We start from the raw sequence: 13,548 nt of genomic DNA, 5'->3' as shown, positions 1-13,548 counted from the left end.
GGGCTAGTGTATGCCATCAGCGGATAACACGGCAAACCAAATTTTTCGCCTTTCCGGGCCGCAAGGAGTCAGTGATGAGAAGCGTTAAGGTCTACGAAGAAGCCTGGCCATTGCATACCCCGTTTGTGATCTCCCGCGGCAGCCGAAGTGAAGCCAGCGTGGTCGTGGTTGAAATCGAAGAAGAGGGTTTTAAAGGCGTCGGGGAATGTACGCCTTACCCGCGCTATGGGGAAAGTCTTGCCTCAGTGATGGCGCAGATCATGACCCTGGTCCCTGACCTGCAAAAAGGGCTGACGCGCGAGGCGCTACAGCAGCGTTTACCCGCCGGCGCGGCGCGCAACGCTATCGACTGCGCGCTCTGGTATCTTGAGGCCGCTAAGCAGCAAAAATCGCTGACGTCATTGCTGAGCGTGGCGCTGCCGCAATCGGTCGTGACCGCGCAAACGGTCGTGATTGGTGAACCGGAACAGATGGCAGCCAGCGCAAAAGCGCTGTATGACGCCGGGGCTACGCTGTTAAAAGTGAAGCTCGACGATCGCCTGATCAGCGAGCGGATGGTCGCCATTCGCTCGGCGGTTCCCTCAGCCACGCTGATTGTTGACGCCAACGAGTCATGGCATCCCGAAGGGCTTGCCGCGCGGTGTCAGCTGCTGGCTGACCTCGGCGTGGCCATGCTGGAGCAGCCTCTGCCGGCGAAGGACGATGGGACGCTGAAGAATTTTATCCACCCGCTGCCCGTCTGCGCGGATGAAAGCTGCCATACCCGCGCGAATTTGAGCGAGCTTAAGGGCAGCTATGACATGGTCAACATTAAGCTCGACAAGACCGGAGGGCTGACGGAAGCGCTGGCCCTGGCGGCGGAAGCTCAGGCGCAGGGGTTTTCACTGATGCTGGGATGTATGCTCTGCACGTCCCGGGCGATCGGCGCGGCGCTGCCGCTGGTCAATCAGGTCCGCTTTGCCGATTTGGATGGCCCGACGTGGCTGGCGGTTGACGTTTCACCGGCGCTCAATTTCACCAGCGGCGTGCTTCATCTCTGAGGCTGCCAGCGCAGAAGCTCCATCATGGCTTTCAGGTATTTTTCGCTGGCTTCGTCGGAGGAGATCGGCGGGAATTCAGCGGTGATGCAGGGCAAGCTCAAATCGGCGCACCAGCTGCCGAATGAACCGGGTGTTTCATAGCCCACGCTGGTGACGAGCGGCAGGGCGAACGCCTGTGCCAGCCAGGCGCCCAGCTCGGAGTGGCGCGGATCTTCAATACACGCCAGCGGATCGTGGAAGGAGACAACCCAGGCAGGGTGGATCTTATGGATAAGCTGGCACAGCGCCTGCGTTTCCGGCTCCGAGCCGGGTTTGTCTCCCGTCAGCAGGACCACGTCCCGCTCCTCGGCGGAACTGTTCCAGCGATATACCGTTTCCCCGGCGCGCCAGTTTGCTGCCGGAAAATTACGGTTCAGGTCGACTCCTCTCGCATTAGCCCGTAACCCAAGCTGACAGCCGTCCGGATTCACGGCAAGAATGACGTGATGACGTCGCAGAGCTGGGGTGAGCGTGCGCAGCGCGCACGAGAGCGTGACGACGGACGAGTTCTCATCCCCGTGCGTGCCGGCAATGATCAAACCGCTGTCGCGATCGGCATCGGGTGCCGGGAACCAGATCAGCGATGCGCCTAAGAATGAGCGGCCATATTGCTCAGCGCCCGGTGGAAAGGCGCCGCGTTCCGCTCGTGGTCGGGTGGTTGCCATACGAAATCCTGATAAAGAAGTCTCTACTGGCAGTGTTGTGCAAAACCCGCGGTTAATCAAATAGTTTCCATAACGGCTGAGAATTGCCTTAAATCACTATTCAGGAGTAAGTTATTTGCAATTCTCTTTGTCGAAACAAATAATTACGCATCTGCTTGTTACCTGAATTCATTAAAGGGGATCTTATGAAGCATCCTGTTTCGCGTCTTTTCGCCGCACTGTGCCTGTGCGGACTCTCTACACTCTCGTACGCTGCTGATGTGCCACAGGGCACGGTACTGGCGCAAAAACAGGAGCTGGTCAGACATATTAAAGACGAACCGGCTTCGCTCGATCCGGCGAAAGCGGTGGGGCTGCCGGAGATTCAGGTGATTCGGGATCTTTTCGAAGGGCTGGTGAATCAGAACGAGAAAGGGGAACTGACCCCGGGCGTGGCAACGCGCTGGCAGACCAACGATAACCGTATCTGGACGTTCACCCTGCGCGATAATGCGAAATGGTCTGACGGTACGCCGGTTACCGCGCAGGATTTTGTCTACAGCTGGCAACGCCTGGTTGACCCGAAAACGACCTCTCCGTTTGCCTGGTTTGCGGCGCTGGCGGGTATCAACAACGCGCAGGCCATCATAGACGGTAAAGCGGCGCCTGATACCCTGGGCGTGACGGCGGTGGATGCCAGAACGTTACGCGTCCAGCTGGACAAACCGTTGCCGTGGTTTAGCAACCTGACGGCAAACTTTGCCTTCTATCCGGTGCAAAAAGCGAACGTTGAAAGCGGTAAAGAGTGGACGCGTCCGGGAGCGTTGGTCGGTAATGGGGCATACGTTCTGAACGACCGCGTGGTGAATGAAAAGCTGGTTGTCGTGCCGAATACTCACTACTGGGACAATGCTAAAACCGTCCTGCAAAAAGTGACCTTCATTCCGATTAATCAGGAATCGTCCGCCACGAAACGCTATCTGGCAGGGGATATTGATATTACCGAATCGTTCCCTAAAAACATGTATCAGAAGCTCCTGAAGGAGATCCCGGGACAGGTCTATACGCCGCCTCAGCTCGGCACTTACTACTATGCGTTTAACACGCAAAAGGGCCCGACGGCCGATTCACGGGTCCGTCTTGCGCTGAGTATGACTATCGATCGCCGTATTATGGCGGAAAAGGTCTTAGGTACAGGTGAGAAGCCGGCTTGGCATTTTACCCCTGACGTGACGGCGGGCTTTACGCCTGAACCTTCACCGTTCGAACAGATGTCTCAGCAGGAGCTGAATGCGCAGGCGAAAACCTTGCTGCAGGCCGCAGGCTACGGTCCTCAGCGCCCGCTGAAGCTGACCCTGCTGTACAATACCTCGGAAAACCACCAGAAAATTGCGATTGCGGTGGCGTCCATGTGGAAGAAAAACCTCGGTGTGGATGTCAAACTGCAAAACCAGGAGTGGAAAACCTATATCGACAGCCGCAACACCGGCAATTTTGATGTAATCCGCGCGTCATGGGTGGGGGATTACAACGAGCCCTCTACCTTCCTGTCCCTGCTGACCTCCACCCACAGCGGCAATATCTCGCGTTTCAATGACCCGGCTTACGATAAGATCATCAACCAGGCGACGCTGGAAAGCACGGCGAAAGCGCGTAATACGGACTACAACATGGCGGAGAAAATCCTCATGGAGAAAGCGCCTATCGCGCCCATTTACCAGTACACCAACGGTCGCCTGATTAAGCCCTGGGTGAAAGGTTATCCTATCAATAACCCGGAAGACGTGGCGTATAGCCGGACGATGTATATTGAGAAGCACTGACGAGCCCGGTTTCTACGGTAACTATCGTTAATAAGAGTAACATTGAGCACTGGCGCATCTGGCGCCAGTTGTTTTTTTTATTCCCGAAAAGTGTCTGTTTCAAAAATAATCGCATGGATAAATTATGACGGATGAAAAGAAAGACAAACCCTCATTTCCGGCAGGCTTAGGTATTATGGATAAAATCTGGGAATGGCAGTGGATCATACGCTTCATCTATATTGTCCTTTTCGCCGATCTGGCGCTGCTGGCTTACAGCGGACAGGGGATTTTGACCTGGCCCGTGCAGGCCATTAGCTGGACCGAACATCTTGGCTTCTTCTGCGTCGCGCTGGCAGCCCTGGGGCTGATAGCCACAACCCTTATGCCCGTTGCCGCCAATGTTTTCAGGCAAGTGCTGAATGCGATCATATACAGCAGCATCTTCCCGGATATTCTTCGCCCGCAGAGCGATTACCAGAGACACCCCGGTGAGGTGCCTTCAAGGGAAGTGCTTGATTTAGCGTTGCAAGAGAATAATCAGTTTTTACTTAATTACTATGAAAAACATGATTCCGCCTGGCGCAGTAAATTCAGTGAAAGATTCAAAGTTGGCGATTTACTTTTTGGGCTGCTGTTTTTCATGATACTTGATTACCATCCGCACTGGTTCAGTCACGCTCAGCATTCCTTAGCCAGGGATCTTTTCAATCTGGGCGGTGATGAGGGCTTTATTATCTTCTCTATCATCCTCATCACTGTATTTAGCGCCCTGATGAATATCTGGTTCGGCAAGTGGGACTGGGGGCACATTTATTATCCGCCGCTGTACCGTAAGAAAGAAGAAGCGCGAAGAAAACAGCGCGAGATGGAGGCGGAATGGCGTCGGCAGGATCGATGAATATTGTTTTGTGAATCTGCGCCCGCTCAGGTTGAGCTGGCGGGAGCAGGTATTGCTATTCTAACAGCGCATTAAACTTCGCCAGCCACTGCGGATGCGCGGGCCAGGCGGGGGCGGTCACCAGATTGCCGTCAACGTGGGCCTGATCGATGCCGATACTGGCGTAGTGGCCGCCGCTGAGCCGGACTTCAGGAGCACAGGCCGGGTAGGCGCTACAGGTTCGTCCTTTCAGTATGCCAGCGGCAGCGAGCAGCTGTGGGCCGTGGCAAACCGCAGCAATCGGTTTACGCGCGGCGTCAAATGCCTGTACCAGCTTTAACACCTCCTCATTTAACCGCAGATATTCGGGCGCACGTCCGCCGGGGATGAGCAGCGCGTCGTAGTCCTGCTCCTTAACAGTGGAAAAGTCGGCGTTGAGGATAAAACGGTGGCCGGGTTTTTCGCTGTAGGTCTGGGCGCCGTCAAAGTCATGGATCGCCGTCATGATGTAGTCGCCCTTTGGTTTGTCGGGGCAGACCGCATCAACCTGGTGGCCAACCATCTGTAACGCCTGAAAGGGCACCATGGTTTCGTAATCTTCGGCGTAATCGCCAACCAGCATCAGGATCTTCTTGCTCATCATTCCTCACCTTTATCAATAACGATGATTAAGATATAGCCTGGCGTGGCAGAATTGCGGAAATAAAAAAGCCCGTCAGAGAACGGGCAACATAAGCAAGTGAATAAGTGATTCGTTATCAACGTTGTTGGAGGATAACGCCGCGTATCTTACGCGGCGACCGGTAATACCGGAACCTGACAAATTCGGTAGGTGAAACAAGAAATTAAACGTGCGTTACAGTGCGTCGAAGGTGGGGTAAAGGCTATTTTCAAGAAACTCGACGAGATACCAGATTTCACCGCTAAAGATAAGCCAGAAGCCAAATATAATAAGGAATAAAATAATTATGGTGAGTATTATTTCTGTTTTTCCCATTGGAGATTTTACCCACCTGACGTCATTTTATTCGAGGTGGCATTGTAGCGGGGCTTTTCCTGATACACCAGTTTCATGCAGCAAGGACTTTATTGCGTCCGTCATTTTTAGCACGATACAGCGCATCGTCGACGCGCTTAAACAGCTCATCAATACTCTCCCCCAGATTATGCCGCGCCACGCCAATGCTGACGGTAAACCGAGGCAAGCCCGGGATCGTAATACGGGCAACTGCCGCTCGGATCGACTCGGCAATCTGTAGCGCGGCGTCAAGAGAGGTATGCGGCAGCAGGATGACGAACTCTTCGCCACCCCAGCGAAACACCATGTCGTCTTTCCGGCTGCAGGCTTCAAGCGTTCGGGAGAGGGCAATAAGCACCTCATCGCCTTTCAGGTGACCGAACAGATCGTTGATGTTCTTGAAATGATCGGTGTCCACCAGCAGCAGGCTAAACTGCTGTTGCGCAGGAAGATGATTGAGGTTGCTTTGATCGGTAATGGTGTAGAACTGGCGACGGTTGAATAATCCGGTCATGGAGTCGCGTAAAGCAGCATGTTCCAGCTGTTGCTCCAGTCTTTTTTGCTCGGTGATATCGTGGATGATGCACAGCATCAGCTTGTCACCGTAGATCTCGATGGGCCCTGCATAGGTCTGAACATGGCGCGTGGAGCCGTCGGCAAGACGATGAACAAAGTTGAGCGGCTTATGACCGCCGGGCAGCGCGGCAATTTCAGTCATTATGGGCATCACATCTCGCCCCAGGGTATTTATTTCCCAGGTATGTTTACTGCACATACCCTCGTGTGAATAACCGTAAAAATTGAGCGCGGCCAGGTTAGCATCGACAATTTGGCCGTCGCGCGCAGGATCGATTAACAGCATCGGTGCGCTGTTGGTGAGAAAAAAACGCGCGTAAAACCCCTGTTTTTTGCGCTGATAGGTGGCGGAGCGGCTGGCCTTCAATCCTGAGACGATTTGCGGGAAGATCCCCTCAAAGACAATCACATCACCCCAGGGCGCGTAGTGGGCAAGCGAGAGACGACAGCTTAACGGCACGTCGTGTCCATCCCGGCTGATTGTCCAGATTTCAATGATTTCCTGCTCTGTTTTCAGTTCAGGAACATACATCGACAGGAGGGTTTGTGCATTTGCGGAATAGGTCCCTTTGCGCAGCAGGTCGAGAGTTTTATCTCCCATGAGCTGCGTTGCGGCCATATTCGCAAAAATAATCTGTTCCGACACGGGTGAAATGAGCCACACGGGTGTTTTAATTACATTCAACGCATCAAAACAAGGTTGCGACATAGGCGTTTCCTGTTCATCGGCACAATGTGCCTGACAGTCATGGCAGAATGAACTCGCGTGCACTCCTCTGAAACATACTCTACTTAACCCCGTCAGGCATGATTTTTTTGTGAAATAAATGCGGGGTCCGTTTGAATTTTATTAATGGGTATAATTTGCTTATCTGAGTTTTTCTGCAGCAGCAGCCACGGCACCTGTTCGGCAGGTAATGGTCGTGAGAAAAGGTAACCCTGCAGGTAGTCGCAGCCGAGACGGGTGAGAACCGCCTGCTGCTCTTCCGTTTCGATCCCTTCTGCCACCACATTCATCTCCATGGTTCGGGCAATACTCATAATGGTTTCGACCAGCTTGTAGCTTTTTTCATTTTCCAGCATCGACGTGACAAAGCTTCGGTCGATTTTAAGCTCTTTTGCCGGAAGCACGCTCAGCATCAGCAGGTTGGAATAGCCCGTGCCAAAATCATCAATCGAGACGACGATCCCTGCACGATTAAACGCATCCAGCAGCTCAATGCTGCGGTCGAGGTTTTTAAGCGCGGTGCTTTCCGTCACCTCGAGGATCAGCCTGGCGGGCGACAGGCTGTATTTTTCCAGCATCGACGAGACGATATGGAAGATGTCCGGCTGTTCGAACTGGACGGGGGACAGGTTGAGCGACAGCGTCCACTGGCTGAAACCTTGCTCAGTCCAGAAATGAAGCTGTCGGCACGCCGCTTCAATAGCCCAGTTCCCCACCGGAATGATTAAGCCTGTTTGTTCCAGCGAAGGGATAAACAGGTTAGGCAGTAAAACGCCTTGCTCAGGATGCCGCCAGCGCAAAAGGGCCTCAAAACCATGAATAGTCTTATCTTCCGCATGCCAGGTTGGCTGGTACCACAGTTCAAACTGATCGCGCTCAAGCGCCTGAGAGAGTTCCTGTAAAAAACCGGGCTTTGCCGGGACCGCGGTTGACATCTCGGTTCTGTAAATTGCCCAGCCGTTGCGGCCCTCTTCTTTGACGTGGTGTAAGGCTGCATCCGCCTTGAGTTTCAGCTCATGCAGCGTTTCGCCATCCTGAGGATAGAGGCTGACCCCCGCGCTGATTGTCGTGCTCAGCGTGTGTCCGCAGAGCGAAAGCGGACGACGCATATCGTCGAGCAGCGCGGTGAGCAGGCCGTTGAGCTTTTCGTCGTCACATTCAGGCACCAGCAGGATAAAGGCGTCTCCGCCAAGCCTCGCCAGGGTCATCTCACGCGTGAGCCGGGCCGTGATGCGCTGGGCAACGGTGATTAACAACTCATCGCCAACGCTGTGCCCCCAGGTGTCGTTAACGCGCTTGAAGTGGTCGACGTTCAGGAAAATGACGGCAAATGGCTTTTTACTCAGCAGCGCGCTGCGCAGACAATCCTGCATGCGGATATCCATCTGGTGGCGGTTTGCGAGCCCGGTGAGTGCATCAAACCGTGCCTGAAGCTCAAGCTGGCGATTGAGCTGCCGCAGATTATCCGTCAGCCGGCCGGTGCGCCAGTGAGAATCGATAAGCGAAATAATTAGCATCACGCCGAGCAGGCAGAGCGTGGTGACCGACACCCAGATGGATAACCCCAGCTCGCCGATCCCGCCGGGGAGGGTATGCGACGTTTCCTGAAACTGCGCGGCACTCATGCCGGTATAGTGCATCGCGCAAATGGCCGCGCCCATGACGAAGGCCGCGAGAAGGCGATCGATAAAGACCCCTTTGTGTTTATCCCGCAGACGGAAAGCCAGCCACAGCGCCGCGCCGGAGGCAATAATGGCAATGACCACGGACAATGCCACAAGGCGGCGATCCCAGATGATGCTCCCGTCCAGCATCAGGGCAGCCATACCGGTGTAGTGCATAGAGACCACGCCCGCGCTCAGGAGCGTAGTGGCAAGGATCAGTCGTCCAGGAGAGAGTTTTTTACCCGTAACGGCGATATTAATGGCAGTGGTTGAGGCAGCCACCGCGACGCCCAGAGACGTAAGGGTTAACCAGAGGTCGTAGCTCATCATCATCGGCATTTGCATGGACAGCATGCCGATGAAATGCATCGACCAAATCCCGATGCCCAGCGTGACCCCTCCGGCAATGCGCCAGAACAGGGCAGCCCTGCGGCTGGAAAGCGGTATTTTTCCGGCGCTGTCCAGCGCCACAAAGGAGGCAATAAAAGCCACCAGATAAGAGATAGCGATCAACACAGGGTCCCACGATATATTGAGCATTATGCAATCCCACGCCTCAGAGGGTTACCGATTTCGCCTGCCGGCACATCTTAATCTGGCAGCGAACATGCGCATTCAAACCATATTAGTTATTTATCGTGAAAAATGACCGGTCATATTAATACTCTACAGCTCATTAAGAATATAAAATATATTCTCTTTGTTAACGTATTAAGCATTGCTAAACAAAAACGAATAACAGTAGCAAAGCGCCTTAAATATGAGGGCGATCGTATCGTCTCACCGCAGAGAATGGTATCGCTTCACATGGCCGGAGACCAGTATCGCAGCATGCCGGGAATAACATTTTCACTAATACGCTCTTTTTGTCTGACTTAAGCAAAATCTCAGGTTGCTAACGGCGAAACAAAAAACAAGCGTCGTTTGCGAGGAAAAACCGTTGCGCCAATGCTATAAGTCTAAATGCCGACCAAAATATAAAACGTGGATATCATCATGCTAAAAAATATTAGTGTCAGGACCTTTATTATCGGGTTCCTTTTATCTCTATTTTTGGTAAATGCAGGTGTCGTTGTTCTATTTTCCAGCAATTCCTCTCTCTTTATTTCCCTTAACGTAATCAACTTCGTTGCGCTATTTTTGCTCTGGCTCTATATGACGAAGTATCTTGTGACGCCGATCAATACGGTGAAGAAAAGCATCGAAGAGGTGACTGCGGGCAACCTGGGCGTGTCTATTCCCGAGTTTGGCAACAACTGTGCGGGTCGACTCATCCCGGGGATCAATAGCCTTTCCGGCAACATTGCTACGCTGGTGCGCGAGATCAGGGCGTCATCGCAAACCGCCATGACCTTATCGGACCAACTCTCGCAACGTAGCGCGCAGCTTTCGGTTAAAACCGAGCAGCAGTCCGCATCTTTAGTGCAAACCGCAGCCAGCATGGAACAAATGGCGGCGAGCACCAAAAACAATGCTGATAACACCCGCCTGGCGAGCGAGCAGGCCAATGTCGCGACGCTGCAGGCGCGCAAGGGCGGGGAGCTGATGGGGCAGGTCGCCACCAATATGCAGTCCATTACTGAATGCGCACAGCAGATGACGGAGATTATTTCCCTGATCGACGGCATTGCATTCCAGACCAATATCCTGGCACTCAACGCGGCCGTTGAGGCGGCGAGAGCGGGAGATCATGGCAAGGGTTTTTCTGTGGTCGCGGAAGAGGTCAGAAACCTGGCGCACCGCAGTGCAGAGGCGGCGAAAAATATCAAAACGCTGATTGAAGTGACCAGCAATAACGTTACGCAGGGCGTTACCGTGGTGTCACAGGCGGAGAAGAATATGCATGAAATCGTGACGGGCTCCGGGAACGTCAGCCGGCTGATGGACGACATCTCCGCGTCAACGTCAGAGCAGGAGAAAGGCATTTCTCAGATCACGCTGGCGCTCTCGGAGCTGGAGCGGGTCACGCAAAGTAACGTGGCGATGGCAGAAGAGCTCAACGGTTCCTCTGATGTATTGCGTAATCAGGTGCTTGAGCTGCAGGCCCGAACGCGTAATTTCAGGCTTGACCAGGGCTCCCTTTCGTCATCACCGGCCGGCTCGCCATCTTTCCTTCCTCGGCCAGAACACTCTCTCTGATTGAACCTCAAAGCCTGGCATGCCGGGCTTTTTTCTCGCCTCTCGTCAGCATGTACAATTCCTGAGCGATTTCAGCGCGATGGGAAACATAGTTGTTGCTTAAGCCCTGATGGAGGCTAGACTGACACCGAAAGAGCTAAAAAGGTGGAGGTGCTGTGGAAAGCATTAAAGGATCTGAACTTAACGTTCCTGACGCAGTTTTTGCGTGGGTGCTGGATGGTCGCGGCGGTGCACGTCCGCTGGAAGACAATGATGTGATCGACAATGCGCATCCCTGCTGGCTACATCTGAACTACACCCATACGGACAGCGCTGACTGGCTGGCCTCGACCCCGCTCTTGCCTAATAACGTGCGCGATGCGCTGGCGGGTGAGAGCCTGCGTCCCCGCGTGAGCAGAATGGGGGACGGTACGCTGATCACCCTGCGATGCATTAACGGCAGCACGGATGAGCGTCCGGATCAGCTGGTTGCGATGCGTGTCTATATGGACGACGGGCTGATTGTCTCCACCCGGCAGCGTAAAGTCCTGGCGCTGGATGACATCGTCAACGATCTGAAAGAGGGCACCGGGCCAACCGACTGCGGCAGCTGGCTGGTGGACGTGTGTGACGCGCTTACCGATCACGCGAGTGAGTTCATCGAAGAACTGCACGACAAAATCATCGACCTGGAAGATAACCTGCTCGATCAGCAGATCCCGCCCCGCGGTTTTCTGGCCTTACTGCGTAAGCAACTGATCGTGATGCGCCGCTATATGACGCCGCAGCGCGACGTGTACGCGCGTCTGGCCAGCGAAAGGCTCGCCTGGATGAATGACGATCAGCGACGCAGAATGCAGGATATCGCCGACAGGCTGGGCCGCGGGCTGGATGAGATTGATTCCTGTATTGCCAGGACGGCGGTGATGGCGGACGAAATCGCGCAGGTAATGCAGGAGTCGCTGGCGAGAAGAACCTATACGATGTCTCTGATGGCGATGGTATTTTTGCCGAGCACGTTTCTTACCGGGCTGTTTGGCGTGAACCTGGGCGGCATTCCAGGCGGCGCGTATCGCTACGGCTTTACCGCGTTTTGCGTCATGTTAGTTGTTTTGATTGGTGGTGTTGCATGGTGGTTGCATCGTAGTAAATGGCTGTAAATTTACGCTTTTTTCACCTTTCACAGAGATCAAAACGCTCTTTTAATTGAGCGAAGTCAATAAAACTCTACCCCGTAAGGTGCAATATTACTCCCGCAGGTGAATGCAACGTCAAGCGATGGGCGTTGCGCTCCATATTGTCTTACTTCCTTTTTTGAATTACTGCATAGCACAATTGATTCGTACGACGCCGACTTCATAGTCGGCTTTTTTTTGCCTCCTGATTCTCAGCGTCTACCCTAAAAGGGATGACAGCAAATTCTGGAGGGAATGATGAGCATCCTTAGCGCTCTGCTACTGCCACAATGGCGTCAATCCGATCCCATCCCCACCGATCCGGTGCCGATGCCCGATCCCATCCCGCGTCCTCAGCCGATGCCCGACCCGCCGCCAGATGAAGAACCGATTAAATTGTCGCATCGGACCGCGAGATCTGCGAGGATACGCGCCATCTGACCGCAAAGATGACCACGAGAGACTACTGTGACCGCTTTTTCTACCCTGAATGCTCTGCCCGCCGCCCAACTCGATAACCTCAACGAGTTGGGTTACCTCACGATGACGCCCGTCCAGGCGGCCGCCTTGCCCGCTATCCTTGAAGGCCGTGATGTGCGCGTGCAGGCGAAAACGGGCAGTGGGAAAACGGCGGCATTTGGCCTTGGTCTGTTGCAGCATATCGATGCGGCGCTTTTTCAGACCCAGTCTCTGGTGCTGTGCCCGACCCGCGAGCTGGCGGATCAGGTCGCGGGCGAACTGCGTCGCCTGGCGCGCTTCCTGCCAAACACCAAAATTTTAACTCTGTGCGGCGGGCAGCCGTTCGGCGCGCAGCGTGATTCACTCCAGCATGCGCCGCACATTATCGTCGCGACGCCGGGCCGCCTGCTGGATCACCTGCAAAAAGGCACCGTCTCGCTGGATGCGTTACAAACGCTGGTGATGGATGAGGCAGACCGGATGCTGGATATGGGCTTCAGCGATGCGATTGACGAGGTGATCCGTTTCGCACCGGCCGATCGCCAGACGCTGCTGTTCTCTGCGACCTGGCCGGAAGCTATCGCCGCCATCAGCGGGCGCGTGCAGAAAAACCCGCTCACCATTGAAATCGACAGCGTAGATGCGCTGCCCGCCATTGAACAGCAGTTCTTTGAAACCTCGCAGCAGGGAAAAATTGCACTCCTGCAGAAGTTGCTGAGCCAGCATCAGCCCGCGTCCTGCGTGGTGTTTTGTAACACGAAGAAAGACTGTCAGTCGGTTTGTGATGCCCTGAATGCCGCCGGACAGAGCGCATTGTCGCTGCACGGCGATCTGGAACAGCGCGATCGCGATCAGACGCTGGTCCGTTTCGCCAACGGCAGCGCCCGCGTTCTGGTTGCAACCGACGTTGCCGCGCGTGGCCTGGATATTAAATCGCTTGAGCTGGTCGTGAACTATGAGCTGGCGTGGGATCCTGAAGTCCACGTTCACCGTATTGGCCGTACCGCGCGCGCGGGAAACAGCGGCCTGGCCATCAGCTTCTGCGCACCGGAAGAGGCGCAGCGCGCCAACATTCTCTCTGAGATGCTGCAGATTAAGCTGAACTGGATGAACGCCCCTGCCAGCGTCAGCCTGGTGCCGCTGGAGGCTGAAATGGCGACGCTGTGTATCGACGGCGGTAAAAAAGCCAAGATGCGTCCTGGTGATGTATTAGGTGCGCTGACCGGGGATGTCGGTCTGGACGGGGCGGATATCGGTAAGATTGCGGTCCACCCGGCGCATGTCTATGTGGCGGTTCGCCAGAGTGTTGCCCATAAGGCATGGAAGCAGCTGCAAAACGGGAAAATCAAAGGTAAAACCTGCCGCGTACGTCTGCTGAAATAAAGAATGAAGCGTCTCAGAAGGTC

Annotated in this window: 12 protein-coding genes; 7 read left to right on the top strand and 5 right to left on the bottom strand. The window is 54.5% G+C overall.

Going from position 1 to position 13,548, the window contains the following annotated elements; all coding sequences use genetic code 11:
- Positions 1–74: 74 nt before the first annotated feature.
- The gene (gene ycjG / locus ACWHWP_RS12990; protein ID WP_063428388.1) at positions 75–1,040 is read left to right on the top strand and encodes an L-Ala-D/L-Glu epimerase; all 966 of its coding nucleotides are present in this window, start codon (positions 75–77) and stop codon (positions 1,038–1,040) included.
- On the opposite strand, the gene mpaA is transcribed toward ycjG, so the two are convergent.
- Positions 1,031–1,744: a murein tripeptide amidase MpaA gene (gene mpaA / locus ACWHWP_RS12985; protein ID WP_063428386.1), complete on the bottom strand. Its 714-nt coding sequence runs from the start codon at positions 1,742–1,744 to the stop codon at positions 1,031–1,033. The two genes, ycjG and mpaA, sit on opposite strands and share 10 nt — an antisense overlap.
- A 185-nt stretch (positions 1,745–1,929) precedes the next feature.
- On the opposite strand from mpaA, the gene ACWHWP_RS12980 reads away from it, so the two are divergent.
- On the top strand, positions 1,930–3,546 hold the full coding sequence (locus tag ACWHWP_RS12980; protein ID WP_447855767.1) for a peptide ABC transporter substrate-binding protein: 1,617 nt from the start codon (positions 1,930–1,932) through the stop codon (positions 3,544–3,546).
- Positions 3,547–3,670: 124 nt separating this feature from the next.
- Positions 3,671–4,426 (top strand): hypothetical protein, encoded by a 756-nt coding sequence (locus ACWHWP_RS12975; RefSeq protein ID WP_447855766.1) that lies wholly within the window; start codon positions 3,671–3,673, stop codon positions 4,424–4,426.
- Positions 4,427–4,481: 55 nt separating this feature from the next.
- On the opposite strand, the gene ACWHWP_RS12970 is transcribed toward ACWHWP_RS12975, so the two are convergent.
- From ACWHWP_RS12970 to ACWHWP_RS12955, 4 genes are all read right to left on the bottom strand, one after another.
- A complete protein-coding gene (locus ACWHWP_RS12970) occupies positions 4,482–5,045 on the bottom strand; it encodes a DJ-1/PfpI family protein (protein ID WP_447855765.1) in 564 nt (187 codons plus the stop codon).
- 216 nt (positions 5,046–5,261) lie between these two features.
- Positions 5,262–5,402 carry an Ecr family regulatory small membrane protein gene (locus tag ACWHWP_RS12965; protein ID WP_059309910.1) on the bottom strand — a complete coding sequence of 47 codons (141 nt, stop codon included), beginning with the start codon at positions 5,400–5,402 and terminating at the stop codon, positions 5,262–5,264.
- A gap of 73 nt (positions 5,403–5,475) precedes the next feature.
- The gene (locus tag ACWHWP_RS12960) at positions 5,476–6,708 is read right to left on the bottom strand and encodes a sensor domain-containing diguanylate cyclase (RefSeq protein ID WP_447855764.1); all 1,233 of its coding nucleotides are present in this window, start codon (positions 6,706–6,708) and stop codon (positions 5,476–5,478) included.
- Positions 6,709–6,800: 92 nt separating this feature from the next.
- Positions 6,801–8,930, bottom strand: a complete 2,130-nt coding sequence (locus ACWHWP_RS12955) for a putative bifunctional diguanylate cyclase/phosphodiesterase (protein ID WP_447855763.1) — start codon at positions 8,928–8,930, stop codon at positions 6,801–6,803.
- A gap of 456 nt (positions 8,931–9,386) precedes the next feature.
- On the opposite strand from ACWHWP_RS12955, the gene ACWHWP_RS12950 reads away from it, so the two are divergent.
- From ACWHWP_RS12950 to dbpA, 4 genes are all read left to right on the top strand, one after another.
- Complete coding sequence (locus tag ACWHWP_RS12950; RefSeq protein ID WP_447855762.1) at positions 9,387–10,529, top strand: methyl-accepting chemotaxis protein; 1,143 nt, start codon at positions 9,387–9,389, stop codon at positions 10,527–10,529.
- A 155-nt stretch (positions 10,530–10,684) separates the two neighbouring features.
- The gene (gene zntB, locus ACWHWP_RS12945) at positions 10,685–11,668 is read left to right on the top strand and encodes a zinc transporter ZntB (protein WP_047348324.1); all 984 of its coding nucleotides are present in this window, start codon (positions 10,685–10,687) and stop codon (positions 11,666–11,668) included.
- A 273-nt stretch (positions 11,669–11,941) separates the two neighbouring features.
- A complete protein-coding gene (gene ynaL, locus ACWHWP_RS12940) occupies positions 11,942–12,124 on the top strand; it encodes a proline-rich small protein YnaL (RefSeq protein ID WP_072250527.1) in 183 nt (60 codons plus the stop codon).
- Positions 12,125–12,151: 27 nt separating this feature from the next.
- A complete protein-coding gene (dbpA, locus tag ACWHWP_RS12935) occupies positions 12,152–13,525 on the top strand; it encodes an ATP-dependent RNA helicase DbpA (RefSeq protein WP_059309914.1) in 1,374 nt (457 codons plus the stop codon).
- The last annotated feature ends 23 nt before the right edge of the window (positions 13,526–13,548 follow it).

This window comes from Enterobacter sp. WI-ESBL-E8 (genome assembly GCF_053364895.1).
This window is presented reverse-complemented; position numbering and strand designations above follow the sequence as displayed.

Excerpts from the sequence above, each read along its gene's own strand:
- ACWHWP_RS12965 (WP_059309910.1), bottom strand. The coding sequence starts at position 5,402 with ATGGGAAAAACAGAAATAATACTCACCATAATTATTTTATTCCTTATT.
- ACWHWP_RS12950 (WP_447855762.1), top strand. The coding sequence starts at position 9,387 with ATGCTAAAAAATATTAGTGTCAGGACCTTTATTATCGGGTTCCTTTTA.
- ACWHWP_RS12975 (WP_447855766.1), top strand. The coding sequence starts at position 3,671 with ATGACGGATGAAAAGAAAGACAAACCCTCATTTCCGGCAGGCTTAGGT.
- mpaA (WP_063428386.1), bottom strand. The coding sequence starts at position 1,744 with ATGGCAACCACCCGACCACGAGCGGAACGCGGCGCCTTTCCACCGGGC.
- ACWHWP_RS12970 (WP_447855765.1), bottom strand. The coding sequence starts at position 5,045 with ATGAGCAAGAAGATCCTGATGCTGGTTGGCGATTACGCCGAAGATTAC.
- ACWHWP_RS12955 (WP_447855763.1), bottom strand. The coding sequence starts at position 8,930 with ATGCTCAATATATCGTGGGACCCTGTGTTGATCGCTATCTCTTATCTG.
- ynaL (WP_072250527.1), top strand. The coding sequence starts at position 11,942 with ATGAGCATCCTTAGCGCTCTGCTACTGCCACAATGGCGTCAATCCGAT.
- ACWHWP_RS12980 (WP_447855767.1), top strand. The coding sequence starts at position 1,930 with ATGAAGCATCCTGTTTCGCGTCTTTTCGCCGCACTGTGCCTGTGCGGA.
- ycjG (WP_063428388.1), top strand. The coding sequence starts at position 75 with ATGAGAAGCGTTAAGGTCTACGAAGAAGCCTGGCCATTGCATACCCCG.
- ACWHWP_RS12960 (WP_447855764.1), bottom strand. The coding sequence starts at position 6,708 with ATGTCGCAACCTTGTTTTGATGCGTTGAATGTAATTAAAACACCCGTG.